This is a genomic window from Streptomyces sp. NBC_00820, assembly GCF_036347055.1.
GTDB lineage: Bacteria > Actinomycetota > Actinomycetes > Streptomycetales > Streptomycetaceae > Streptomyces.
In genome coordinates, this window is sequence record NZ_CP108882.1 from 3,133,810 (window position 1) to 3,157,697 (window position 23,888).

General features: G+C 73.1%; 20 protein-coding genes. 9 read left to right on the forward strand and 11 right to left on the reverse strand.

From position 1 onward, the window contains the following. Window positions 1–12 precede the first annotated feature (12 nt). The 4 genes from OIB37_RS14225 to OIB37_RS14240 all read left to right on the forward strand — a co-directional run bounded on the left by OIB37_RS14225 (window position 13) and on the right by OIB37_RS14240 (window position 4,190). Complete coding sequence (locus tag OIB37_RS14225; RefSeq protein ID WP_330457956.1) at window positions 13–1,002, forward strand: ribokinase; 990 nt, start codon at window positions 13–15, stop codon at window positions 1,000–1,002. Next, complete coding sequence (gene rbsD, locus OIB37_RS14230; protein ID WP_330457957.1) at window positions 999–1,388, forward strand: D-ribose pyranase; 390 nt, start codon at window positions 999–1,001, stop codon at window positions 1,386–1,388. The genes OIB37_RS14225 and rbsD overlap by 4 nt, the downstream gene beginning before the upstream one ends. 396 nt (window positions 1,389–1,784) lie before the next feature. Then, window positions 1,785–2,831 (forward strand): LacI family DNA-binding transcriptional regulator, encoded by a 1,047-nt coding sequence (locus OIB37_RS14235; RefSeq protein WP_330457958.1) that lies wholly within the window; start codon window positions 1,785–1,787, stop codon window positions 2,829–2,831. Between the two features lie 132 nt (window positions 2,832–2,963). Further along, window positions 2,964–4,190 carry an MFS transporter gene (locus OIB37_RS14240; RefSeq protein ID WP_330457959.1) on the forward strand — a complete coding sequence of 409 codons (1,227 nt, stop codon included), beginning with the start codon at window positions 2,964–2,966 and terminating at the stop codon, window positions 4,188–4,190. A 63-nt stretch (window positions 4,191–4,253) separates the two neighbouring features. On the opposite strand, the gene OIB37_RS14245 is transcribed toward OIB37_RS14240, so the two are convergent. Further along, window positions 4,254–4,907 (reverse strand): hypothetical protein, encoded by a 654-nt coding sequence (locus tag OIB37_RS14245; RefSeq protein ID WP_443058150.1) that lies wholly within the window; start codon window positions 4,905–4,907, stop codon window positions 4,254–4,256. A gap of 113 nt (window positions 4,908–5,020) precedes the next feature. Then, on the reverse strand, window positions 5,021–6,871 hold the full coding sequence (locus OIB37_RS14250) for a glycoside hydrolase family 3 protein (RefSeq protein WP_330457960.1): 1,851 nt from the start codon (window positions 6,869–6,871) through the stop codon (window positions 5,021–5,023). A gap of 312 nt (window positions 6,872–7,183) precedes the next feature. On the opposite strand from OIB37_RS14250, the gene OIB37_RS14255 reads away from it, so the two are divergent. After that, window positions 7,184–7,630, forward strand: coding sequence for an SMI1/KNR4 family protein (locus tag OIB37_RS14255; protein ID WP_330457961.1), 447 nt, complete (start codon window positions 7,184–7,186; stop codon window positions 7,628–7,630). Window positions 7,631–7,697: 67 nt separating this feature from the next. Here OIB37_RS14255 and OIB37_RS14260 read toward each other — a convergent pair whose 3' ends face one another. From OIB37_RS14260 to OIB37_RS14275, 4 genes are all read right to left on the reverse strand, one after another. Further along, window positions 7,698–8,324, reverse strand: a complete 627-nt coding sequence (locus OIB37_RS14260) for an HAD-IA family hydrolase (protein WP_330457962.1) — start codon at window positions 8,322–8,324, stop codon at window positions 7,698–7,700. A gap of 96 nt (window positions 8,325–8,420) precedes the next feature. Next, entirely contained in the window at window positions 8,421–8,819 is a 399-nt protein-coding gene (locus OIB37_RS14265; protein WP_330457963.1) for a hypothetical protein, read from the reverse strand. A 157-nt stretch (window positions 8,820–8,976) separates the two neighbouring features. Beyond that, complete coding sequence (locus tag OIB37_RS14270; protein ID WP_330457964.1) at window positions 8,977–12,702, reverse strand: ABC transporter ATP-binding protein; 3,726 nt, start codon at window positions 12,700–12,702, stop codon at window positions 8,977–8,979. 167 nt (window positions 12,703–12,869) lie between these two features. Continuing rightward, window positions 12,870–13,793, reverse strand: coding sequence for a serine hydrolase (locus tag OIB37_RS14275; protein WP_330457965.1), 924 nt, complete (start codon window positions 13,791–13,793; stop codon window positions 12,870–12,872). A 141-nt stretch (window positions 13,794–13,934) separates the two neighbouring features. Here OIB37_RS14275 and OIB37_RS14280 point away from each other — a divergent pair, with 141 nt between their 5' ends. After that, a complete protein-coding gene (locus tag OIB37_RS14280) occupies window positions 13,935–14,303 on the forward strand; it encodes a hypothetical protein (protein ID WP_330457966.1) in 369 nt (122 codons plus the stop codon). Between the two features lie 113 nt (window positions 14,304–14,416). Here OIB37_RS14280 and OIB37_RS14285 read toward each other — a convergent pair whose 3' ends face one another. Next, window positions 14,417–15,175, reverse strand: a complete 759-nt coding sequence (locus OIB37_RS14285; protein ID WP_330461850.1) for a GntR family transcriptional regulator — start codon at window positions 15,173–15,175, stop codon at window positions 14,417–14,419. A 150-nt stretch (window positions 15,176–15,325) separates the two neighbouring features. Here OIB37_RS14285 and OIB37_RS14290 point away from each other — a divergent pair, with 150 nt between their 5' ends. Beyond that, a complete protein-coding gene (locus tag OIB37_RS14290) occupies window positions 15,326–15,817 on the forward strand; it encodes an ATP-binding protein (RefSeq protein WP_330457967.1) in 492 nt (163 codons plus the stop codon). On the opposite strand, the gene OIB37_RS14295 is transcribed toward OIB37_RS14290, so the two are convergent. The 3 genes from OIB37_RS14295 to OIB37_RS14305 are packed head-to-tail and all read right to left on the reverse strand — an operon-like array spanning window position 15,805 to window position 19,987. Continuing rightward, on the reverse strand, window positions 15,805–17,490 hold the full coding sequence (locus OIB37_RS14295) for a thiamine pyrophosphate-binding protein (RefSeq protein ID WP_330457968.1): 1,686 nt from the start codon (window positions 17,488–17,490) through the stop codon (window positions 15,805–15,807). The genes OIB37_RS14290 and OIB37_RS14295 overlap by 13 nt on opposite strands. A 5-nt stretch (window positions 17,491–17,495) precedes the next feature. After that, complete coding sequence (gene speB / locus OIB37_RS14300) at window positions 17,496–18,467, reverse strand: agmatinase (RefSeq protein ID WP_330457969.1); 972 nt, start codon at window positions 18,465–18,467, stop codon at window positions 17,496–17,498. Between the two features lie 56 nt (window positions 18,468–18,523). Continuing rightward, window positions 18,524–19,987, reverse strand: coding sequence for a sodium:solute symporter (locus OIB37_RS14305; RefSeq protein ID WP_330457970.1), 1,464 nt, complete (start codon window positions 19,985–19,987; stop codon window positions 18,524–18,526). 193 nt (window positions 19,988–20,180) lie between these two features. On the opposite strand from OIB37_RS14305, the gene OIB37_RS14310 reads away from it, so the two are divergent. Continuing rightward, window positions 20,181–22,076, forward strand: coding sequence for a helix-turn-helix domain-containing protein (locus tag OIB37_RS14310; RefSeq protein WP_330457971.1), 1,896 nt, complete (start codon window positions 20,181–20,183; stop codon window positions 22,074–22,076). Window positions 22,077–22,301: 225 nt separating this feature from the next. After that, the gene (locus tag OIB37_RS14315) at window positions 22,302–23,090 is read left to right on the forward strand and encodes a phosphatase (protein ID WP_330457972.1); all 789 of its coding nucleotides are present in this window, start codon (window positions 22,302–22,304) and stop codon (window positions 23,088–23,090) included. Window positions 23,091–23,157: 67 nt separating this feature from the next. Here OIB37_RS14315 and OIB37_RS14320 read toward each other — a convergent pair whose 3' ends face one another. Further along, a complete protein-coding gene (locus tag OIB37_RS14320) occupies window positions 23,158–23,529 on the reverse strand; it encodes a hypothetical protein (protein WP_330457973.1) in 372 nt (123 codons plus the stop codon). Between the last annotated feature and the right edge of the window lie 359 nt (window positions 23,530–23,888).

The window sequence follows — 23,888 nt, forward strand, 5'->3', positions numbered from 1 at the left end:
GGGAGTCAACTCATGTACGACTACGACCTCATGGTCGTGGGTTCGGCCAACGCGGACCTGGTGATCGACGTCGAGCGGCGGCCCGCCGCCGGCGAGACGGTGCTGGGCGGCGACCTGGCCGTCCACCCGGGCGGCAAGGGCGCCAACCAGGCGGTCGCCGCCGCCCGGCTCGGCGCCCGTACGGCCCTGCTGGCCCGCGTCGGCGACGACGGCCACGGCCGGCTGCTGCTGGACTCGCTGCGCTCGGCCGGAGTCGACACGGCGAGCGTGCCGGCCGGCGGGGCGCCGACCGGCGTCGCGCTGATCACCGTCGACCCGTCCGGGGACAACAGCATCGTGGTGTCGCCCGGCGCCAACTCCCGGCTCGGCGCCGGGGACGTCCGGGACGCCGCGAGCCGCCTGCACGCCTCGCGCGTGGTGTCGGCGCAGCTGGAGATCCCGCTGGAGACCGTGGTGGAGGTCGTACGGACACTCACCGGCGACAACCGGTTCGTGCTGAACCCGTCGCCGCCCCGGCCGCTGCCGGCGGAGGTACTGGCGGCCTGCGACCCGCTGATCGTCAACGAGCACGAGGCGCGGGTGCTGCTCGGCGACGCCCTCGTGGGCGAGGACCCGGCGGACTGGGCGCGGCTGCTGCTGGCCGAAGGGCCGCGTTCGGTGGTCGTGACGCTGGGCGCGGAGGGTGCGCTGGTGTGCGACGCCTCCGGGGTGCGCCGGGTGCCGTCGGTGAAGGTGGACGCGGTGGACACCACCGGCGCCGGGGACGCGTTCACTGCGGCGCTGGCCTGGAAGCTGGGGTCGGGCGCGGATCTGGCCGACGCGGCCGCCTACGCGGCCCGGGTCGGCGCGGCGGCCGTGACGAAGCGGGGCGCGCAGGAGTCGTACCCCACGGCGGCGGAGGTCGACGCGCTGGCGGCGGAGGCCGGCGCCCTGGTGGCAAACGGCGACGCCCTCGTGGCGGACGGCGGGCGTGTGTCCGGCGAGGAGGGCGGGGACCGATGAAGAAGGCGGGCATCCTCAACCGGCATCTGGCCGGCGCCCTCGCGGAACTGGGCCACGGCGACGGGGTCCTGGTGTGCGACGCGGGCATGCCGATACCGGACGGACCGCGCGTGGTGGACCTGGCGTTCCGCGCCGGCGTCCCGTCCTTCGCCGAGGTCCTGGACGGGCTGCTGGCCGAGCTGGTGGTGGAGGGGGCCACGGCGGCCGAGGAGGTGCGCGCCGCCAACGCGGAGGCCACCGCGCTGCTGGACGCCCACTTCCCGGAGCTGACCCTGATCCCGCACGAGGAGCTGAAGGAACGGTCGGCGCGGGCACGGCTGGTGGTGCGTACGGGCGAGGCCCGGCCGTACGCCAACGTGCTGCTGCGGTGCGGCGTGTTCTTCTGACGGGCGCCCGCGTCCGGCTGCCCCGCGGGGCTCCCCGGAACGTTTCGAGGGGGCCTGCCCGGTCCGTCGACCGGGCAGGCCCCCTCGGCTTTCCCCTCCGTACCAGAACCTCGTGAATCCCCCCCGGGTCCCCCACCGGAGGTTCTGATGCACAGTACGACGCGGAGGGTGCGCGAAGGGTTGCACGGAGTACCGAGGTTTCTTTCCGCGGGAGTTCACGGCTCCGGCCGGCGGCCCCGGCGAGGCCCGCTCCCCCACGAGTTGTCCAAGGGCGGCGGCAAACGGGGCGGTTGGCCTTAGGGTCTGCTCGACACCGCACGGAACCGACGGCGTGCCCGGCCCGTCCGGCAGGGCACGGGACGGGTGCCCCGCGACGCACGACCAAAGGACGACGAGATGACGGTGACCCTGGCGGACGTGGCCGCCCGCGCCCAGGTCTCCCCCGCGACGGTGTCGCGCGTACTGAACGGCAACTACCCCGTGGCCGCCGCGACGCGCGAGCGGGTGCTGCGGGCGGTGGACGAGCTGGACTACGTCCTCAACGGCCCCGCCAGCGCGCTCGCCGCGGCCACCTCCGACCTGGTCGGCATCCTGGTCAACGACATCGCCGACCCCTTCTTCGGGATCATGGCGAGCGCGATCCAGGGCGAGATCCAGGGTCCGGGCGGCCGGGCCGGGGGCGAACGCCTGGCCGTGGTCTGCAACACGGGCGGCTCCCCGGAGCGCGAACTGACCTACCTCACCCTCCTGCAGCGCCAGCGGGCCGCGGCCGTGGTGCTGACCGGCGGGGCCGTGGACGACGCGGCGCACGCGGCGAAGGTGGCGGCGAAACTGCGCAGGCTGTCGGAGGCGGGTACCCGGGTGGTGCTGTGCGGACGCCCGCCCGCACCGGACACCGGGGCCGTCGCCCTGACCTTCGACAACCGCGGCGGCGCCCGCGCCCTGACCGAACACCTCACCGCCCTCGGCCACCGCCGCCTCGGCTACATAGCGGGCCCCGCGGAACGCACGACCACCCGGCACCGCCTGGAGGGCCACCGCGCCGCGCTGGAGGCCGCGGGCGTCAAGGAGGACGACCGCTGGACCGTGTACGGCCACTACGACCGCCGCTCCGGTTACGAGGCCACGCTGGAGCTGCTGCGCCGCGACCCGGACCTGACGGCGGTCGTCGCCGCCAACGACTCCATCGCCCTCGGTGCCCGCGCCGCGCTCCGCGACCGCGGCCTGCGCGTCCCCGAGGACGTCTCGGTCGCCGGCTTCGACGACCTTCCCTTCAGCGTCGACGCGGCGCCCGCGCTCACGACGGTGCGCCTGCCGCTGGCGCAGGCGGGGGCCCGGGCCGGACGCGTCGCGATGGGGCGCGAGGAGACCCCGCCCGGGGGAATCGCCTCGGTCCGGGGCGAGTTGATGGTGCGGGCGTCCACGGGGGTCCCCCGGGCGTGAGTGGGACGGGCCCCGTCGTGATGCGGCGGTGCCGGTTATTCGCTGGCGGTGTCCTCGTCGTCCCGGCTAGCCTCCGCCGGTGAATCCGCAGCTCGCGCCGCAGCGCGCCCACGTCCGTCCCCGTTCCGCCTCATGAGCCTCACCGACTCGCTGATCGATGTCAGGCCGCTGCGCGCCTCGCCCGTCTTCCGGCGGCTGCTGGTCGGCCGGACGGTGTCCGTGCTCGGCGGGTTCATGACCATGGTGACGGTCATGTACCAGGTGTGGGACCTGACCCGCAGCACGGCGTGGACCGGCGCGGTCGGGCTGGCGCAGGCGCTGCCGCTGGTGGTGTTCGGGCTGTTCGCGGGGGCGTGGGTGGACCGGGCCGACCGGCGCCGGATGTACCTGACGGCCACCGTGGGCCAGGCGGTCTGCTCCCTGCTGCTCGCCGTGCAGGGCTTCACCGGACATGTGCCGGTGGTGGCCGTCCTGGCACTGGTGTCCACGCAGTCCTGCTTCGGCGCGCTCGGCGCCCCGGCCGCCGGGGTGTTCGTCCCGCGCCTGCTGCCCAAGGACCAGGTGGCGGCCGGGCTCGCCCTGAACCAGGTCACCGGCCAGGCGATGATGCTCCTCGGCCCCGCGCTGGCCGGTGTGCTGCTGGGCTGGCTGGGTGTCGGCACCTGCTACCTGCTCGACGCCCTCAGCTTCGGGCTCGCGTTCTACGGCGCCTTCGGCCTGCCCCCGCTGCCGCCGGAAGGCGAGCCGTCGCGGGCCGGTCTGCACGGGGTGCTGGACGGGCTGCGGTTCCTGGCCGGGCACCGGGTGGTGCGCGGCGCGCTGCTCACCGACCTCGCCGCCACCGTGCTGTCCTTTCCGGTCAGCCTGTTCCCGCTGGTCAACGCGGAGCGGTTCGGGGGTGATCCACGCACCCTGGGCCTGTTCCTGTCGGCCCTGGCGGTGGGCGGCGTCACGGCGACCGTCCTGTCCGGCTCGCTGACCCGGATCGGCCGGCCCGGCACGGTGATGCTGTGCAGCTCGGCCGCCTGGGGTGTGGCCCTGCTGCTCTTCGGCCTGACGGCGAACCCCTGGACCGGTCTCGGTCTGCTGGTCCTGGCCGGCGCCGCCGACGCCGTCTCGGTCGTCTCCCGCTCGACCATCGTGCAGACCCGCACCCCCGACGCCCTGCTCGGGCGGGTGACCGCGGCCGAGCAGATCGTGGGACAGGCGGGCCCCAGCCTCGGCAACGTGCGCGGCGGCCTGGTCGCCGGCTGGAGTTCCGGGACGACGGCCCTGATCACCGGGGGGCTGCTGTGCGCGCTGGCGGTGGCGGGCGTCGCCGCGACGACCCCCGAACTCCGCGAGGGGACCACCCCGTAGGGGTCCTTAGGGGTCCTCAGGGGTCCGTAGGGGTCCGTAGGTGCCACCCGTGAGGGAGCACCCTCAGACCCGCCTCGCGCACCCCACCGGCTTCCCGCCTCCCAAGTCGACGTAGAGGGCCGTGGACGCCGGGCACTCCGCTCGCTTCCGCACCGCCCGCACCAGCTTGTACCGGGGCTTGTGCGGGCCCGAGCCGTCGCAGGGTGTCTCACGGACCTGGGCGTCGGCGGAGTCGTAGAGGCAGTCGCCGGGGATGGTGCGGGAGCCGCCACCGGCGCCCGGGTCACCGGGGTGCGGGGGTTCGAGGTTGCGCATACAGGCGTACCCCGGGGGGATCGCGGCGTCGGTGCTCCCGTCGCCGTGGGCGCGCTGCGCGCCGATGTGCAGGACGAAGTCGGTGGTCGCCGGGCACTGCGGGCCGTCGGCGGACGTGCCGTCGTAGCGGGCGACGACCCGGGCGGCGGCCCGTTCGCCGGCGCAGGGAACCTCGGTGAAGCTGGTGGTGCCGAAGGAACTGCACTCGCCGACGGCGAGGAACACGACGCCGTAGCCGGTCGTCGGGGCCGGGGAGGCGGCGGGGCGGGCGCTGCCCGCCGGGGAGGCGTCCTGGCATCCGGCCAGGACCATCAGGGCGGCCGGCACGGTCAGGGCGGTGAGGATCAGGGCGGACGGCCGCACCGGCCGGCGCGCCCCGCCCACGGCACCTCTCGCACGCATCGCATCCCCCCAGACGCCCCCGCCCAGCGTGGCCCGCCGCCGCGGGGCCACGCCAGACATGAGGGATGCTTTCCGCCCCTCGGGGGTGGTGTGTCCCGATGCGTGACGTACGGCTAGTACGTCAGCCCGTGACCGATGGGGTACAGCACCTGCGCCGGATCGTCCGCCCGCTGCACCGGCACGGGGAGCCTGCCGTGCGGGTGCACCCGGCCGGCGATCACCCGTGCCGCGGCGCGCAGTTCGACGTCGGTCCAGGAGTAGGCCGCCAGCCAGGCCTTCACCTCGGGCAGCTGGGCGACGTCGTAGGGGTTGCGGATGGCGACGGCCACGACCGGCCGGCCGGTGGCGAGCAGTTGCCGTACCAGGGTCAGCTGGGAACTGCTCGCCGTCAGGTTGTACGTCCCCACCACCACGGCGTCCGCGCCCTGGGCCGCCGTCACCGCCTTGGCGATGGTCGCCGCGGAGGGTGCGGTGCCGGTGGACAGGGCGGTGGCGGTGAAGCCGAGTTCGGTGAGCGCGGCGGCCAGGACGCCGGTGGGCGGCCCGGTGGTGCCGGACGGGGAGGCCGGGTCGGCGCCGACGACCAGGACCCTGGGCACGCGCCGCCGGTCGAGCGGGAGGGTGCCGCCCTCGTTGACCAGCAGGGTCGTGGTCCGTTCGGCGATCCGGTCGGCGGCGGCCAGATGGGCGGCGGTGCCCACCACCCGGTCGACGTGGTCCTGGCTGACGAGGACCCCCCGGTCGAGGAGGCCGAGCCGCGCCTTCATCCGCAGGATGCGCAGGATCGATTCGTCCAGGCGGGCCTCGGTCAGCTCGCCGCCGCGGACGGCACCCAGCACCGCGTTCCAGGCGACGTCCAGGTTCGGCGGGTTGAGCAGCTGGTCGACGCCGGCCTTCAGCGCGAGCACCGGCACCCGGTCGTCGCCGTACTTGGTGCGCACGCCCTCCATGCCGAGGGAGTCGGTGATCACGACCCCGTCGTAGCCGAGTTCGCCGCGCAGGATGCCGGTGAGGATCGGCGAGGAGAGGGTGGCCGGGTCACCGGAGTCGTCCAGGGCCGGGAACTGGATGTGCGCGGTCATGATCGAGTCGATGCCCGCCGCGATGGCCGCCCGGAAGGGCACCGCGTCCAGCTTCTCCCACAGCTCCCGGCTGTGGGTGATGACCGGGAAGCCGAAGTGGCTGTCGACGGCGGTGTCGCCGTGGCCCGGGAAGTGCTTGGCGGTCGCGGCGACCCGTGAGGCCTGATAGCCCTTCACCTCGGCCGCCACCAGCGCCCCCACGGCCTGCGGGTCGGCCCCGAAGGACCGTACGCCGATGACCGGGTTGGCCGGGTTGACGTTGACGTCCGCGTCCGGCGAGTAGTCCTGGTTGATGCCCATCGCGCGCAGTTCGGCGCCGGAGAGGCGGCCGAGGGTGCGGGCGTCGGACCGGGAGCGGCCCGCGCCCATCGCCATGGCGCCGGGGAACAGCGTGGCGGGTTTGCCCACCCGGCACACGATGCCGTGCTCCTGGTCGGTGGCGATGAGCACCGGAAGCCCGCGCGGCTGCTCCAGGGACGCCTTCTGGATGCCGTTGGACAGGTCCGCGATCTGGTGCGGGTCGCGGGTGTTGTGCGCCCAGGTGAAGTAGATGATCCCGCCGACCCGGTACTTGGCGATCAGTTCGGCGGCGGTACGGACCCCGATCTCGCCCAGGTTGGCGTCGATGTCGGCCTGGTCCGGGGCGGTGGCGGAGTGGCCGTAGACCCGCATCACGAAGAGCTGGCCGACCTTCTCCTCCAGCGTCATCCGGGAGATGAGGGCGCGCAGCCGGCGGTCGTTCGTGGTGGCGCCTTGGGCGGTGGCGGCGTGGGCGGTGGTGGGTACGGTCAGCGCGGCGGCGACGCTCGCGGTCGCGGTGAGCACAGCCCGTCTGGACGGCCGTGCGGTGTTTCCCGTGCTTCCCGTGCTGGTGTCGTGCACGTGCGCCCCTTCCAGAGGAGAACCGCTGAAGGAAACTTCCGAGGAGTCAGCAATATCCGGGAAGTTTCTTTCCGTCAAGGCAACGCACAGGAAGCCGGCATGGGGCCGCCACCGGCGCATGGGAGGGGGGCGCGCCGGTGGCGGTGGCCGCGCGGGCGCGGTGCGGCGGAGAGGGTGCGTCGGCGTTCGCGGCCTGCGGCGAGGCCGACACCGCACCACGGGACTCGTCCGGCGGCCTGCGGGTTGGACGGTCGAGCCTGCGAACGGGTTCCCGCGGGCCCGGGCCGGAAGAGAGGCCCTAGGCTCCCGGCCATGTGGAGACGAACAGTCCAGGAAGTGTTCCCGGAAGCGGGGTTCCGTGAGCCGGTCCAGGAGTCCGCGCTCGCCGGGGCCGAGAAACGGCTCGGGCGGGCACTCCCCGGCGACCTCGGGCGGTTGCTCCTCGAGAGCGACGGGGTGACCGGTCACACCCACGTGGACACCGTCTGGTCCCTCGACCGCATCGTCGAGCACAACCTGCTCTTCCGGTCCGACGAGTCCTTCGCCCGGCTGTACATGCCCTTCGACGCCCTCCTCTTCTTCGGGGACGACGGAGGCGGCGACCAGTTCGCCCTCGTGGTGAAGCCCGAACGCCCGGACGTCTTCGTCTGGGAGCACGAAACCGACAGCCGCCGGTGGGTGGCCGGTGACCTGCGGGACTACCTCCGCCGTTCGCTGCGCACCGGCGAGGACGACTGGTACGCGCACGCCGGCCCGTGACAGCGGCACGCGTGCCGGACGACGCACGGAGCGGAACGCCCGCGGCACACCCGAGGACGGCGGCGGGTCACGAGCCGGCGGCGAGCAGGGGCGCGAGCGCCCGGCGGAGGTCGTCGATCCGGCGGTAGTGGACGGCGGTCATTCCCGCTTCTCGGGCCGCCACGACGTTGGCGGCCGTGTCGTCGACGAACAGGCAGCGTTCGGCCGGGGCCCCGATGCGCTCGGCGGCGATGCGGTAGACGCGGGGATCGGGCTTGGCGATGCCGATGCGTGCCGTGTTCACGACGAGGTCGGCGAGATCGGCGAGCCCTTGCCGGGCGAGATCCCGCTCCAGCCGGGTGGTCGCGTTGGAGACGAGAGCCACGGAGACCGACGCGACGTCGCGTGCCTGTCCGAGCAGGGCGACGACCTCGTCATCGACCGCCGGCACGAGCTCGGACCAGGCCGTGACCGCCGCTCGGGCGCGCTCCCTCGATCCGCAGCGGCGGGCGAGTTCGGCGGCGACCGCCGCGCGCCATTGCTCGTCGGTGACCTTCCCCGTGATGGCGGGGTGCAGACGCTCCGGCGCGAAGGCCGCGGCCGCGAGGGCACCGGCGGGCAGCCCGTGTGCGCGCTCGAGTGCGTCGGCGGCGGGCCAGTGGCGGAGAACGCCGTCGATGTCGCAGAGAACGGCGTCATGGGGAGGACGAGGCATGTTCACCGCCTTCTGGATGTCCCGCCGGAAGCTGTCCGAGCAACAGCCGTCACACCAGAGGCAGTTGGGCGTTCCGTACGGTCGGTGCGCAGGAGGTCAGCACAGGAACCAGCCGGAACTGACCTTGCCGTCGCCCACCGCGCCGGCCACCCGCACACAGCGATGACCGGCGTGGACGGTCACCGGGCCCGCGTGGTACCGGTACCTGCCCCTGTCGACGACCGGCCGGCTGCCGCGCGCCTGCACGCTGACCGACATGACCCGCTGGGTGCCGGGGGCCTTGGTGACCGTGAGGGCGCAGACATAGCCGGCCCGCTTGTAGACGTGGACGACTCCGGTACGGAAGGGCAGCGTCCGCACCTCGCGCCCGGCGCAGGAGGAGTCCGTGGCGGCCTGGGCGGCGCCGGGCGACACGAGGGCGAACACGGCGGACGCGGCCAGCAGGACCGCGCCGAGCGACAGACGTCGCCGTACCGCACCACTGACCCCACCCACCACTGTCGTCCTCCCCCGCCCCGCGGCCGTACGCCACAGACGTGCGTACTGATGTACGGACGCACGACATATGTCGGATGGTTGCACGACCGTCACCACGGCACGCGAGGGGACGACCCCCGGGAGCCCAGGGGCCCAGGGGGTCTCGGGGCCCTCCTCAGCCGGACACGCCCACCGGCTCCTCCGGCTCGGACTGGCCGACGAAGGTCCGCCACAGCGCGGCGTACCGGCCGTCGAGGGCGAGGAGTTCGTCGTGGGTGCCGTCCTCGGCGACCCGGCCGTGGTCCATGACCACCACCCGGTCCGCGCGGGCGGCCGTGGTCAGCCGGTGGGCGACCACCAGCGTCGTACGACGGCCCGCCAGGCGGTCGGTTGCCTGGTTGACCTGGGCCTCGGTGGCCAGGTCGAGGGCGGCCGTGGCCTCGTCGAGCAGGAGGACGTCGGGGTCGACGAGCTCGGCGCGGGCCAGCGCGATCAGCTGGCGCTGGCCGGCCGAGAGGTTGCGGCCGCGCTCGGCGACCTCGTGGAGGTAGCCGCCGTCGAGCGTGGCGACCATCTCGTGCGCGCCCACCGCCCGCGCCGCCGCCTCCACCTCGGCGTCGGTGGCGTCGGGCCGTCCGTAGGCGATCGCGTCGCGGATCGTGCCCGGGAAGAGGTACGCCTCCTGCGGCACGACCCCGAGGCGGTGCCGGTACGAGGTCAGGTCCAGGTCGCGCAGGTCCGTGCCGTCGGCCGTGACCCGGCCGCTGGTGGGGTCGTAGAACCGGGCCACCAGCTTGACCAGCGTCGACTTGCCCGCGCCCGTCTCGCCGACGAAGGCCACGGTCTGCCCGGCCGGGATCCTCAGGTCGATGCCGGTCAGGGCCTCCTCGCCCTCGTCGGCGCCGTACGCGAAGCCCACGCCCTCGAAGGCGATCTCGCCGCGCAGCGAGAGGACGTCAAGAGGTTCGTCGGCGGACCGGGTCGAGGTCGGCTCGCGCAGCAGCTCCTGGATGCGGCCCAGCGAGACCGTGGCCTGCTGGTAGCCGTCGAAGACCTGGGAGAGCTGCTGGACCGGGGCGAAGAACAGGTCGATGTAGAGCAGGTAGGCGACCAGGGCGCCCGTGGTCAGCGTGGCGGCCTCCACCCGGCCCGCGCCCGCGATGAGGACGGCGGCCGCCGCGACCGAGGAGAGCAGCTGGACGAAGGGGAAGTAGACGGAGATCAGCCACTGGCCGCGGATGCGGGCACTGCGGTAGCTGTCGCTGCGCTCGGCGAACCGCCGCCCGCCGTCCCGCTCGCGCCGGAAGGCCTGCACGATCCGCAGTCCGGCCACCGACTCCTGGAGGTCGGCGTTGACCCCCGACACCCGCTCACGGGCCAGCTCGTACGCCTTCACGCTGGCCCGGCGGAAGAAGAAGGTGGCGAGGACCAGCGGGGGCAGCGTGGCGAAGACGACCAGCGCCAGCTGCACGTCGATCACCAGCAGGACGACCATGATGCCGAAGAAGGTGACGACCGAGACGAACGCGGTGACCAGTCCGGTCTGCAGGAACGTGGACAGGGCGTCGACGTCCGTCGTCATCCTCGTCATGATCCGGCCGGTCAGCTCGCGCTCGTAGTAGTCGAGGCCGAGCCGCTGGAGCTGGGCGAAGATCTTCAGCCGCAGCGAGTACAGCACGCGCTCGCCGGTACGGCCGGTCTTGCGGGTCTCGCCGATCTGCGCGGCCCACTGCACGAGCACGGTGGCGAGGCCGAGCAGGGAGGCGGCCCACACGGCGCCGAGGGCCGTCTTCGTGACGCCCTGGTCGATGCCGTGCCGGATCAGCACCGGCAGCAGCAGGCCCGCGCCCGCGTCCACGGCGACCAGCAGCAGGCTGACGAGCAGGGGCCGGCCGAAGCCCTTGAGGAGCCGGCGCAGGCCGTACGACTTCTCGGGGCGCACCGCGTGGGCCTCGTCGACGTCCGGGGTGTCGGTCGCCGGGGGCAGCGCCTCGACCAGGGCGAGCAGCTCCGGGGTGGCCGGGGTGCCGGACAGCGCCTGGCTCCGGGGCTCGCGGTCGCCGGTCCACAGCCTCGGGGTCACGCCGCGCTCGGCGTCGAACTCGGCGTCCAGCTCGTCGCGGACGGTGGTGTCCTCCTGCGGCCCGGCCGGGCGGGCGTGGCCCGGGGAGACCCCGCCCAGCTCGTCCGGGTCGGTGAGCAGGCGGCGGTAGAGGGCCGAGCGCTCCTGGAGCTCCTCGTCGGTGCCGATGTCGGCGAGCCGGCCGCCGTCCAGGACGGCGATGCGGTCGGCGAGGCCCAGGGTGGAGCGGCGGTGGGCGATGAGGAGGGTGGTGCGGCCCTCCATGACGTGCTTGAGCGCCTCGTGGATCTCGTGCTCCACGCGCGCGTCCACGGCGGACGTGGCGTCGTCGAGGACCAGCAGGCGGGGGTCGGTGAGCAGGGCGCGGGCGAGTGCGATGCGCTGGCGCTGGCCGCCGGAGAGGGTCAGGCCGTGCTCGCCGACCAAGGTGTCGTAGCCGTCGGACAGCTCGGCGATGAAACGGTCCGCCTGGGCGGTGCGGGCGGCGGCCTCGATCTCGTCCTGGGAGGCGTCGGGGCGGCCGTAGGCGATGTTGTTGCGGACGGTGTCGGAGAAGAGGAACGAGTCCTCCGGGACCAGGCCGATCGCGGCCCTGAGCGAGTCCAGGGTCAGCTCGCGCACGTCGTGGCCGCCGACGAGGACGGCGCCGTGGGTGACGTCGTAGAAGCGCGGCAGGAGCAGGGAGAGGGTGGACTTGCCGGAGCCGGAGGAGCCGACGACGGCCAGGGTCTCGCCGGGCCGGATCTCGAAGGTGACCCCTTCCAGCACCGGGCGCTGGTGGTCGTACCCGAAGGACACGTCGTCGAACTCGACGGTCGCGGGCGCGTCGGCGGGGAGGGTCTTCGTGCCCTCCTTCAGCGTGGGCTCGGTGTCGATCAGCTCCAGGACGCGCTCGGTGCCGGCGCGGGCCTGCTGGCCGACCGTGAGGACCATGGCGAGCATGCGGACCGGGCCGACCAGCTGGGCGAGGTAGGTGGAGAAGGCGACGAAGGTGCCGAGCGTGATGTGCCCGCGCACCGCCAGCCAGCCGCCGAGCGCCAGCATCGCGACCTGGCCGAGGGCGGGTACGGCCTGGAGCGCGGGGGTGTACCTGCTGTTCAGGCGGATGGTGCGCAGCCGCCCGGCGAACAGGCGTCGGCCGACCTCCCTGAGCTTGCCGGTCTCCTGCTCCTCCTGCCCGAAGCCCTTGACCACGCGTACGCCGCTCACGGCGCCGTCGACCACGCCGGCGACGGAGGCCGCCTGGGCCTGGGCGTACCAGGTGGCGGGGTGCAGCCTGCTGCGGCTGCGCCTGGCGATGTACCCGAGGGCCGGGGCGACCGCGAGGGCGACCAGGGTCAGCGGCAGCGACAGCCACGCCATGATCGCCAGGGACATCAGGAAGAGCAGGACGTTCCCGATGGTCATCGGGAGCATGAAGAGCAGGCCCTGGATCAGCTGGAGGTCGCTGGTGGCCCGGCCGACGACCTGCCCGGTGGACAGCTCGTCCTGGCGGCGTCCGTCCAGGCGCGTGATCGTGCCGTACATCTCGGTCCGCAGGTCGTGCTGGACGTCGAGGGCGACGCGGCCGCCGTAGTAGCGGCGTATGTAGGTGAGCGCGTAGACGAGGACGGCGGCGCCTACGAGGCCGCCGGCCCAGGGGCCCATCGAGCGGGTGTGGCCGCCGATGACGTCGTCGATGATCACCTTGGTGATCAGCGGTACGACCGCCATCACGGCCATGCCGGCCAGGGAGGAGCCGAGCGCGAGAACGACGTCCTTCGGATACCGCCAGGCGTAGCCCGCCAGCCGTCGTGCCCATCCCCGTTGCGGTGCCACTCGGGTGCCTTCCTGTTGTCCTGCTCTGCCGGAAGGCACAAACGCCGGGAGCGGCGAATTTCATCCCCCCGCAACAAAAGGGAGCGGGGGGACGAAGGACGGTACGTCGCGGCGCGTGGGCGCCGCGTGGGCGCCGTGTGATCGCCGCGTGATCGCCGCGTGGTGCGTCAGCCCTGCGGGGGCACCGCCACGGCGGCCTCGCTCGGGGTGCTGGTCGGGGTGTAGAGCGCGGTGCCGGTGGTGGTCGGCACCAGATCCCTGTGGACGACCTTGGCGACGTTCTGGATGGTGGTGACGCCGTAGTCCATGGTGCTGTTGTCCTGCGTCAGCACGGAGATCATGTAGTCGTGGCCGCGGCCGTCGAAGGTGCCCAGGCTGTGCACCCGCCAGCCGTGGGTGGAGCGCTGCAGCCAGCCGTTCTTCACGTGCACGGCGACACCGGAGGGCGCTCCGGCGGGCGTGCCCCAGCGCTGCGAGGAGACGACCTTGCCCATCAGCTTCTGGATGTAGGCGCGGGAGTTGTCGCTGAGCACGGTGTTCTTGGCGGTGACGAGCTTGAGCAGCTTCTGCTCGTCCGTGACGTTCTCCTGGGTCAGGCCCCAGTAGCCGTTCGCGCCCGGCGTGGTCCTGGTCATCTTGGCGGCGGAGAGGAAGCCCTTGATCTTCGTCAGACCCAGCTGCTTCCACAGCGCGGTGGTGGCGTTGTTGTCCGACTTGGTGATCATGGCCGTCGCGAGCGAGCTCTCGCGGTCGGTCAGCAACCGGTTGTGCTTCTTCGCGTCCCACAGCAGCGTGGCGAGCACGGTGACCTTGACGGTGCTGGCCGAGTCGTAGGCGCTGGTGGCGCGCAGGGTGCAGGTGGTGCTGGTGGAGCGGTCGTACAGGCCGACGGCGACCGTGCCCTTGCGCGTGGCGAGGGCGGCGGTGATGTCCTTCTGCAGCTTGCTCGCCAGGCCCGCCTTGGCGGAGGTGCAGCTGACGGTGGGCGTCGCCGCGGTGGCCGGGACGGCGGCGGTCACGGCCGGTATGAGCACGGCCGCGCCGACGGCGGCCGCGACCACCGCGGCACGCCTGGATTTCCGGTGAGTCATGAAATTCCCCTCGAGCGTCGAACGGGCGTCCCCTGAACGCCGTGTGTCTTGACTCGCAGAGGTGAGCGAAAGTTGTACGGGTGTTCTCAGAGGCGGGTGTTCGAGGGAGTGGGCGGGCGCCCGGGCGGCAATCCTTCAGGCATGGCGGAGGAGAAGGAAAGCGCATATGTACGGTCGGGGCGGTTGTTCGCGGCGCTTGCGGTGCTGCAGTGCCTCAGCTCGTCCGACCGCGGGCCGGCGACGCCGGACCGGTTCCCCGCGAAGCACGGCGCGGCCGAGCGCATCAGCGACGTACAGCGGGATCTGTACGAGAAGCTGACGAAGCTGCGCGGACGGGAGGAGCGGCACTGGGAGGCGGCAGCGGAGATATTCCGGTCGGTGGCGGACTTCCTGACGCCGGCCCCAGTACCGACGCACTGCTTCAACGCCCCCCAACTCGCCGAGCACAAGGCGGGTTACGACGCCCAGATGGCCGCCTACCGGGAGAAGTACCCCGGCCTCCTGCAGTGACCGGCGACGGGAGCCGTCCCGCGTGTCCGGCTTCCGGGCCGGGAGCCCGCCGGCCCCGGCCCGAACGGGGCGCGTCCACATGTCGCCCCTCGATCCCGCGAGCCGGACGTGGCTCACGCCTCGAAGTCGTACTCCAGCACGTACGCCGACGAGTCGAGCACCATCTCGTTCACCTCGACTGGGACCCCCTCGGCGTCGTAGGCCGTACGAGCCATCAGCATCACCGGCACGCCAGTCGGCAGCGACAACTGCTCCGTCTCGTCGGCACTCGGCATGCGTGAGCGGATCTCCTCCCGGAAGCGGACCGGCCCCCGGCCCAGCTCCGCCAACCGTGCGTAGATACCGCCCGGGCCCGTGTCCGGCTGGGCGATCGGTGTGCCCGCGGCCAGATCGGCGCGCAGATAGGAGGCGGAGAGCAGCACCGGCTTGCCGTCGAGGACGTAACGCCGGCGGCGGACACACGCCCGCGCTCCCTCCGCCAGGTCCAGGACGGCCGCGACCGCCGACGGAGGCTCTTCCTCGGCCACCGCGACCGAGTCGACGGCGAGTTCACGTCCGGTCGTGTCGGTCGCCCAGACCGAGCGGCCCGCACCCCAGCCCGCGTGCGCGAGTCGCTCGATGCCCCGTCGCCGGATCGGCCTGAAGTCACGGACGAACACTCCGGCACCCTTGCGCGCCTCGACGATCCCTTCCGCCTGGAGGACGCCCAGAGCCTGACGAGCGGTCATCCGGGCCACTCCATGGGCCGCCATGAGGTCGTTCTCACCGGGCAGCCGGTCACCCGGACCGTAGTCACCGGCGTCGATGGCCGCCCGCAGCTCAGCCGCGATGCGCTGGTACTTGGGCTGCCGCCCCGCGTCCTGGCCGCTCATCCAGACCTCTCCTCCGATCATCTCTAGACATCCTAGGCATCAGAGGTCGCCGACCCGCAGCCGAATGGCGCTGCATTCGAGCAGTTCCGCTCACATCTCTAGAGAGGCATTGCCCACCCGTCCGGCAGCCGCTTCACTACATCTCTAGAGATGCAGCTCGACAGTCGCTCCCGCCTCCCGGAGGTCCTGGTGTCAGCCGATACCCCACCGTCCGAGTCCGTCACCTCCGGCACGGCAGAAGCCCAGTGGCTACTGCCCCGCACGGCAAGGAGCGCGCACCGCGCCCGCGGACTCCTGCGCACGCAGCTCACCGAGTGGAAGGTGGACGACGACACCGCCTGCACCGCCGAGCTCCTGCTCTCGGAACTGGTGAGCAACTCCGTGCGGCACGCCCGGACGCCGCCCGGACGGGACATCGGCGTGCGTGTCGCATGGTACGGCGGACGGCTGCGCGTGGAAGTCGCGGATGCCGACGACACCCGTCCGAACGTGCGGAAGGCGGACGGCGAGGACGAGCAGGGGCGCGGTCTCGCGATCATCGAGGCCCTCGCCGCCCGCTGGGGCTGCTGTCCTCGCCGGTACGGGATCGGCAAGGCGACCTGGGCGGAGGTCGCCTTGCCGGACGGTGCTCAGCCCAGGTGAGTCGGCGCGAACATCCGCAGCAGGGCCGGGAGTACGACCACCGACGGGCCGGGGGAGGACAGGGCCTTCGACAGGTCCGCCTCCAGGGTCTCCGGGGTCGTACGGACGCCGGGGACGCCGAAGGACTCGGCGAGGGCCACGTAGTCCGGGCGGGTCAGTTCCGTGGCCGTGGCCTGGCCGAAGGCGTCCGTCATGTACTCGCGGAGGATGCCGTAGCCGCCGTCGTCGATGATCAGCCAGGTGACGTTCAGGTCGTACTGCCTGGCCGTCGCCAGCTCGGCGATCGAGTACAGCGCGCCGCCGTCGCCGGAGACCGCGAGGACCGGGCGGGTCGGGTCGGCGACCGCCGCGCCGAGGGCCGCCGGGAAGCCGTAGCCGAGGCCGCCGGCGCCCTGGGCGGAGTGCATGGTGTTCTCGCCCTGGGGGTCGAAGGCCGACCAGGCCCAGTAGGCCAGGATCGTCATGTCCCAGAAGGAGGGGGAGGTCGGCGGCAGGGCGCGGCGGACCGCGGCCAGCACGTTCTGTTCCAGGGTGAGTTCCTGGCTCGCGATGCGGTCCCCCACCTTCGCGAGAACATCGCGCACCCGCTCCGCGGCCGTCTCGTCCTCGCGCTCCTCCGCCGTCTCCAGCAGGGCCTGGAGGGCCAGGCGGGCGTCCGCGTGGATGCCGAGGGCCGGGTGGTTGGACTCCAGCTTGCCGAGGTCGGCCTCGATCTGGATGACCCGGCCGCGCGGCTTGAACGTGTGGTAGTTCGAGGAGAGTTCGCCCAGGCCCGAGCCGACGACCAGCAGGACGTCCGCGTCCTCCAGGAAGTCCGTCGTGTGGCGGTCCTCCAGCCAGGACTGCAGGGAGAGGGGGTGCTCCCAGGGGAAGGCGCCCTTGCCGCCGAAGGTCGTCACCACGGGGGCCTGGAGCTTCTCGGCGAGCGCCACCAGCTTGCCCGAGGCGTCGGAGCGTACGACCCCGCCGCCCGCGATGATCGCCGGGCGCTCGGCGCGGGACAGCAGGTCGGCCGCCACCGCCGTGAGTTCGGGGCGCGGAACCAGGTCCTCCGGCGTCGCGTCCATCGCCGTCACCACCGGCAGCGACGTCTCGGACAGCAGCACGTCCTGTGGGATCTCCACCCACACCGGGCCGTGCGGTGCCGTCAGCGCCGACTTCCAGGCCTCCGCGATCGCGGAGGGGATCTGCGACTGGGTGCGGACGGTGTGGACGGACTTCACCACGCCACGGAACGAGGCGGACTGGTCCGGGAGTTCGTGGAGGTAGCCGTGGCGGCCGCCGCCCAGGCCGGCCGTCGGGATCTGGCTGCTGATCGCCAGGACGGGGGCAGAGGCGGAGGCCGCCTCCTGGAGCGCGGCCAGCGAGGTCAGCGCGCCCGGGCCCGTCGAGAGCAGCAGCGGGGCCGCCTCACCGGTGATCCGGCCGTACGCGTCCGCCGCGAAGCCCGCGTTGTTCTCCACGCGCAGGCCGACATAGCGGAGCGTCGAGCGGCGCAGGGCGTCGAACATGCCCAGCGCGTGCTGGCCGGGGAGCCCGAAGACGGTCGTCGCGCCCAGTCCGGCCAGGGTCTCCACGACCAGGTCTCCGCCGTTGCGGCCGGACGGAGTGTTCAGGGCCGCCGAGATCTGCGCCTGCGTCGGGCGGAGTACCAGGTCGTGGTCGTGCGTCACGTCGCTTACGCGTCCTTCCGGGCCGCCGCGATCTGGCGGCTCATGATGGTGGTCAGTTCGTAGGCCGTGTGGGAGGCGGCCACCGAGGTGATCTCGGCGTGGTCGTAGGCCGGGGCGACCTCCACGACGTCCGCCGAGACGAGGTTGCAGGAGGCGAGGCCGCGCAGGATCTCCAGCAGCTCGCGGGAGGTCATGCCGCCCGCCTCGGGCGTGCCGGTGCCGGGCGCGTGGGCCGGGTCCAGGCAGTCGATGTCGATGGAGATGTAGAGGGGGCGGTCGCCGATGCGCTGGCGCAGCTGGTCGGCGACCTCGTCGGCGCCGCGGCGGTAGACGTCCGCGGAGGTGACGATACCGAAGCCCATCTTCTCGTCGTCGGTGAGGTCCTGCTTGCCGTACAGCGGGCCGCGGGTACCGACGTGGGAGAGGGCGGAGGTGTCGAGGATGCCCTCCTCGACCGCGCGGCGGAACGGCGTGCCGTGCGTGTACTCCGCGCCGAAGTAGGTGTCCCAGGTGTCCAGGTGGGCGTCGAAGTGGAGCAGGGCGACGGGGCCGTGCTTCTTCGCCACCGAGCGCAGCAGCGGCAGCGCGATGGTGTGGTCGCCGCCCAGGGTCATCAGGCGGGCGCCGGTGCCGAGCAGGTCGTCGGCGGCGGCCTCGATGGTCTCGACGGCCTCGTTGATGTTGAACGGGTTCGCCGCGATGTCGCCGGCGTCCGCGACCTGCGCGAGGGCGAAGGGAGAGGCGTCCTGCGCGGGGTTGTAGGGGCGCAGCAGCCGGGACGCCTCGCGGATGGCGTTGCCGCCGAAGCGGGCGCCCGGCCGGTACGAGACGCCCGAGTCGAACGGCACGCCCACGACGGCGACGTCGGCGGTGCCGACCTCGTCCAGCCGGGGCAGCCGGGCGAAGGTCGCGGGGCCGGCGTACCGCGGGACGCGGGAGGAGTCGACGGGGCCGCGGGGCGTCTCGTTGCCGCTCATGCTGAAATGCCTTCTTTCTTGCGCTTCCTCGCGCATGCACTGCTTTTCATACGACTCTACTGGTGAGCCGGTACCGGTTCGTCGGAGACGGGTTCGGGGGACCGTCCGGCGAGTCGCTCGCGCCAGATGGCGAGGACACGCTCGTCGGTGGGCTTGGTGGCCAGGGACACCACCACGTAGGCGGCGAGGGAGGCCAGAAGGCCGTAGTAGACGGGCTCGTTGGCGAGGATGCCGTAGCCCGCCATCAGGCCGATCACGGCGAGACCGCCGACGATCACCGAGGCCAGCGCGCCCTGCACGGTGCCGCGCTTCCACAGCAGGCCGCCGAGGATGGGCACGAGCAGGCCGGCGACGAGGAGGTTGTAGGCGACGGTCAGGGCCTCGATGACGTTGTTCAGCGCGATCGCGGTGCCGATCACCGCTATGCCCATGATCAGGATGAAGAGCCGGTTGCCCTTGACCTCGTCGTGTTCCTCGGACCCGCCCTTGACGATCCCCCGCAGCCGGGACCAGATGTCGTTGTTGGCGACGGTGGCGCAGGCGATCAGGGCGCCGGAGGAGGTCGACATGACGGCGGCGAGGGCGGCGGCCAGCACCAGGCCCCGGACGCCGATGGGCAGTTCGTCCTTGACGATGGTGGCGAACGCGTCGTCGGGGCTGGCCAGCTTGGGGTAGAGGACCTTGGCCGCCGTGCCGATGACGGCGCCGGCGAGGGCGTAGGCCAGGCAGTAGGTGCCGGCGACCGTGCCGCCGATCCGGGCGACCTTGTCGCTGCGGGCGGTGAACACGCGCTGCCAGATGTCCTGGCCGATCAGCATGCCGAAGGTGTAGATCAGCACGTACGTGAAGATCGTCTCGCCGCCGATGCCCAGCGGGTCGAAGTACTCGGTCGGCAGCTTGGCCTTCATCGCGGAGAAGCCGCCCGCCTTGACCACGGCGATGGGCAGCAGGAGCAGGAGCACGCCGATCGTCTTGACGACGAACTGCACCATGTCGGTCAGGGTGATCGACCACATGCCGCCCAGCGTCGAGTACGCGACGACGATCGAGCCGCCGAGGATGATCGCGACAGTGCGGTTCATGTCGAACAGGACGTCGAAGATCGTGGCGTAGGCGATGGTCGAGGTGACCGCGAGCATGAGGGTGTACGCCCACATGACCAGGCCGGAGATGACGCCGGCCCGGCCGCCGTAGCGCAGGTCCAGCATCTCGGAGACGGTGTAGACCTTCAGGCGCGCGATGCGGGCGGAGAAGAAGACCGACAGGGCCAGCAGGCCGAGGCCGATGGTGAAGACCATCCAGGCGCCGGAGAGGCCGTACTGGTAGCCGAGGCCCACGCCGCCGATGGTGGACGCGCCGCCGAGGACGATGGCGGCCATGGTGCCGGAGTACATGGAGGGCCCGAGGCGCCGCCCGGCCACCAGGAACTCGCTCTTCGACTTGGCGCGGCGCATGCCCCACCAGCCCATCGCCAGCATCCCGGCGAGATAGACGACGATCACTGTGTAGTCGACGGCCATGGGTGGGGCCCTCCTTCGGCGCAGGGTCGGTGGCGTGTCGTGCAGAGTCGTGGGGACGCGCCGGCAGCTGATCGCGGGGACATCCGCCCGTACCCGCGGCTGCCGTGCTGACCTGAGATTAGGTGGCCGGAAAGCGACTGCGAAGTGTACGTTTCATCCATATGAACGGGGTGGAGTGGAGGAAACGCACACCATGCCGGAGACGAACACCCCCGCCGTCCCGCCGACACCCCCGGTCCCGCTGGCGGCGCTGCTGGCCCGGGAGGACCTGGCGCTGCGGCAGATCGCTGGCCCCTCGGACCCGGACACCGCGATCCACTGGGTGCACACCTCGGAGATGGCCGACCCCTACCCGTACCTGCTGGGCGGCGAGCTGCTGCTGACCGCGGGGGTGCACGTGCCCCGGGCGACGGGGCCGGACGCGGGCACCGGCACCGGCACGGGCGGGGCCGGGAGCCTGGAGGAGTACTTCGACGGCTACGTCTCCCGCATCGTGGCCGCCGGTGGTGCCGCCCTCGGCTTCGGCGTGGCCCCCGTGCACGACACGGTCCCGCACGCGCTGGTCGCCGCCTGCGACACCTACGGCCTCCCCCTCCTGGAGGTCCCGCCGCAGACGACCTTCTCCGGTGTGGCCCGCGCGGTCTGGCAGCTGATGGCGCAGGCCCGCCTCGCCGAACTGCGCCGCGTCACGGACGCGCAGCAGAGCCTGGCCTCCGCCGCCTCCCGCCCCGACCCGGTCCCGTCCGTGCTCCGCCAGCTCGCCCAGCGGGTCACCGGCCGCGCGGTCCTGTACGGCCCCGACGGCACCGAACTCGCGGCGGCGGGCCGGGAGCCGGCGGAGGGGGTGCGGGAGGCGCTGGCGAAGCTGGCGGACGTGGTGCGGCCCACGCGCCGGGGCGCGCCCCCGGCCGACCAGGGGGTACGGCTCCCGGGCCGCACGACGCCGACGGCGGACCACGGAGGTCGGCTCCCCGGCCGTACGGCACCCCCCGCGGACCACGGGGGTCGACTCCCCGGCCGTACGGCACCCCCGGCGGACCACGGAGGTCGGCTCCCCGGCCGCACCGCACCCCCGGCGGACCACGCGGCCCGGCCGGGCGACCGCACGGCAGCCGCCGCGCACCGCGACCCGGAGACGGCCCCGGCCGGCACCCGGCCCGCCCCCGCCACGTCCCCCTCCCTCACCTCACCCACCTCACCCACCTCACCCGCCTCCCTGGGCACCCCCGCTCCCGCCTCCGGCGCCCGGCCGCTCTCCCCCACGCCCACCTCCGCCACCGACACCCTCGGCGGCAGCCACCTGGCCGCCTACGCCCTCGGCGCGGGCGGGGGTTTCGTGCTCGGGGTGGCCGCGCAGCGGCGCGAGCCCGGGGACCACACCATCGCGTCCGTCGCCGCCGTGCTGCTGTCGCTGCTCACCGGCGAGCAGCAGAGCGGGGCCGGGGCGGCCCGTGCCTCCGCGCTGGTGCGGCTGCTGCTCGGGGCGGCTCCGGAGGAGGTCGCACCGCTGCTGGGAGGGGAGAGGGAATCGGCGCCGGCGCGGTGGATCGTCGTTCACGCGCGGCCCGAGGGGCGGGCGCCCGACGCGATGGGCGCCTCCGCGCTCGGTGCGGCGCTGGGCTCGCCGCTGGTCGACCTCGGGCGGGACGTCGTACGGGTGCTGGTGCCCGCCGAGCGGGAGCCCGCCACGCAGCCGGGCTGGACGCTCGGGGTGAGCGCGGCCGCCGGCCCGCACGAGTGGCCGGTCGCCGACGCGCAGGCGGCCCGCGCGCTGGCCCGCGCGCGGGCGACCCGCGCCTCGCTGGTCCGGCACGGCGCCCGGCCGGGGCTGGAGGACCTGGTGCCGCGGGCGGACGCCGAGGCGCACGCGCGCGCGTTGCTCGCGCCGCTCGCGGCCGGTCCCGCGCTCGCCGAGACCCTGCGCACCTGGCTGTCCCTGCACGGCAGTTGGGACCGTACGGCGGTGGCGCTGGACGTGCACCGCAACACCGTGCGACAGCGGATCGCCCGTTGCGCCGCGCTGCTGGAGGCGGACCTGGACGACCCGGACGTGCGGATGGAGCTGTGGTTCGCGCTGCGACAGCACTGAGGGCACCCCGCCGTCCCGGGCGGCCCACACGCCCGGGGCCCCGCGCGGCGGGTGACCCGTACGGCGGGCGACCCGTACGGCGGGTGACCCGTACGGGAGTAACCCCTACGGAAGTGACCCGTACGGGAGTACCCGTACAGGAGTGACCCGTACGGCAGATGACCCCGCCCACCGGGGTGTGACAATCCGACGACGCGCACCGTCCGCTGCCTCACAATGGGAGGCATGCCGATACCCGGGACACCCAGCCGCGCCCAGCTCGTCGACCACCTGGTGAGGACCCGTATCGCGGGCGACGTCGCCACGCCCCGCGAGAACAACCTCTCCCACTACCGTCAACTCGCCAACGGTGTCCGCAACTTCTGGCTCGGCCTGGAACTGGGCGACCGCTGGGCCGACGAGCAGGACGTGCTCGCGGTGATGGCCGAGCGGGTCGGCGTCAACGACGATCCGGAGTACCGGTACGGGCAGGACACCATCGACCCCGAGCTGACCGTGGACGCGCTGGAGCGGATGGCCCTTCGGCTGCGCAAGGCGGCCGACGGCCGGCAGCGGGTGCTGTTCGCCACCGGTCACCCCGGCGGTCTGCTGGACGTGCACCGGGCCACGGCCGCCGCGCTGCGCGCCGCCGGCTGCGAGATCGTCGTCATCCCGGACGGGCTGCAGACGGACGAGGGTTACGTCATGCAGTTCGCGGACGTGGCCGTCCTGGAGCACGGGGCGACCCTGTGGCACACCCACTCCGGCGAGCCGATGCGGGCCGTCCTGACGGGGCTGGAGCGCGCGGGGCACGCGCTGCCGGACCTCGTCGTGGCCGACCACGGCTGGGCCGGATACGCGGGCCAGCACGGCGTCGACTCGGTCGGGTACGCCGACTGCAACGACCCGGCGCTGTTCCTCGCCGAGTCCGAGGGCACCCTCCAGGTCGTGGTGCCGCTCGACGACCACGTGGTCACGCCCCGCCACTACGACCCGATGACGGCGTACCTGCTGGCCGAGGCGGGCCTGGTGTGAGGCACTGACACGCGCGGGGGGCGGCCCCGACGGGACCGCCCCTCGCACTCAGGTTGTTGTGCTCTGCTCAGTGGCCTCCACCGCCACCGCCTCCGTGACCGCCGCCACCGCCGTGGCCGCCGCCACCACCGTGACCGCCGCCGCCGTGGCCGCCACCACCGTGGCCGCCGCCGCCGTGACCGCCGCCGTAGCCACCGTGGCCGCCATAGCCGCCGTGGTCTCCGTGACCGTAGCCGCCGTGGCCGCCGTGGCCGCCGTGGCCGCCGCCGTAGCCATAGCCGTAGCCGTAGCCGTCGTCGTCGTTCCACCAGTTGTTGTGGTGCCCGCAGCCGCCGTTCCAGCTGCTAGAGCTGTGGCTGTTGTGGGACGGGGCCGCCGACGCGGTGCCCGCCGCGCCGAGCGCAGCTCCTCCTGCCAGCAGGAATCCTGCAGCGGACATCGCGACAAGACGCCTTGTGCGCTGTGATCGCATGGGGAATACCTTCCATCTCCATCGTCTCTCGCGGCTCCGACGGAGTCCGCGAGGTGATGGCCGTCGCCGCGACCAAAGAAGGAAGAGTGCGGCGCGGTCTTCAGGTTTCACCGCAACTTGAGTGGCACGTCGCATGCCACCGACGCCTGCTAGCCGCCCGTGCGCGCTCACGCAACCGGGCGCTGCGGCTGAGGTCCGAGGGGTCCGGAGCCTCGTCGGTCCTGCATACCGTGCGTTGCGGCTTTCACTCATAGAGCCTAGTACCCCATGCGTCACTCGTCACTTCGAGCGAGGGCCGCGGAACACGGGCGCCGGAAGGTGTCCGG

Coding starts and splice junctions, on each gene's coding strand:
- OIB37_RS14255 (WP_330457961.1), top strand. CDS start 7,184: ATGTGGAGACGAACAGTCCAGGAAGTGTTCCCGGAAGCGGGGTTCCGT.
- OIB37_RS14260 (WP_330457962.1), bottom strand. CDS start 8,324: ATGCCTCGTCCTCCCCATGACGCCGTTCTCTGCGACATCGACGGCGTT.
- OIB37_RS14235 (WP_330457958.1), top strand. CDS start 1,785: ATGACGGTGACCCTGGCGGACGTGGCCGCCCGCGCCCAGGTCTCCCCC.
- speB (WP_330457969.1), bottom strand. CDS start 18,467: ATGAGCGGCAACGAGACGCCCCGCGGCCCCGTCGACTCCTCCCGCGTC.
- OIB37_RS14310 (WP_330457971.1), top strand. CDS start 20,181: ATGCCGGAGACGAACACCCCCGCCGTCCCGCCGACACCCCCGGTCCCG.
- OIB37_RS14290 (WP_330457967.1), top strand. CDS start 15,326: ATGCAGCTCGACAGTCGCTCCCGCCTCCCGGAGGTCCTGGTGTCAGCC.
- OIB37_RS14275 (WP_330457965.1), bottom strand. CDS start 13,793: ATGACTCACCGGAAATCCAGGCGTGCCGCGGTGGTCGCGGCCGCCGTC.
- OIB37_RS14280 (WP_330457966.1), top strand. CDS start 13,935: ATGGCGGAGGAGAAGGAAAGCGCATATGTACGGTCGGGGCGGTTGTTC.
- OIB37_RS14315 (WP_330457972.1), top strand. CDS start 22,302: ATGCCGATACCCGGGACACCCAGCCGCGCCCAGCTCGTCGACCACCTG.
- OIB37_RS14320 (WP_330457973.1), bottom strand. CDS start 23,529: ATGTCCGCTGCAGGATTCCTGCTGGCAGGAGGAGCTGCGCTCGGCGCG.
- rbsD (WP_330457957.1), top strand. CDS start 999: ATGAAGAAGGCGGGCATCCTCAACCGGCATCTGGCCGGCGCCCTCGCG.
- OIB37_RS14225 (WP_330457956.1), top strand. CDS start 13: ATGTACGACTACGACCTCATGGTCGTGGGTTCGGCCAACGCGGACCTG.
- OIB37_RS14245 (WP_443058150.1), bottom strand. CDS start 4,907: ATGCGTGCGAGAGGTGCCGTGGGCGGGGCGCGCCGGCCGGTGCGGCCG.
- OIB37_RS14285 (WP_330461850.1), bottom strand. CDS start 15,175: ATGAGCGGCCAGGACGCGGGGCGGCAGCCCAAGTACCAGCGCATCGCG.
- OIB37_RS14305 (WP_330457970.1), bottom strand. CDS start 19,987: ATGGCCGTCGACTACACAGTGATCGTCGTCTATCTCGCCGGGATGCTG.
- OIB37_RS14240 (WP_330457959.1), top strand. CDS start 2,964: ATGAGCCTCACCGACTCGCTGATCGATGTCAGGCCGCTGCGCGCCTCG.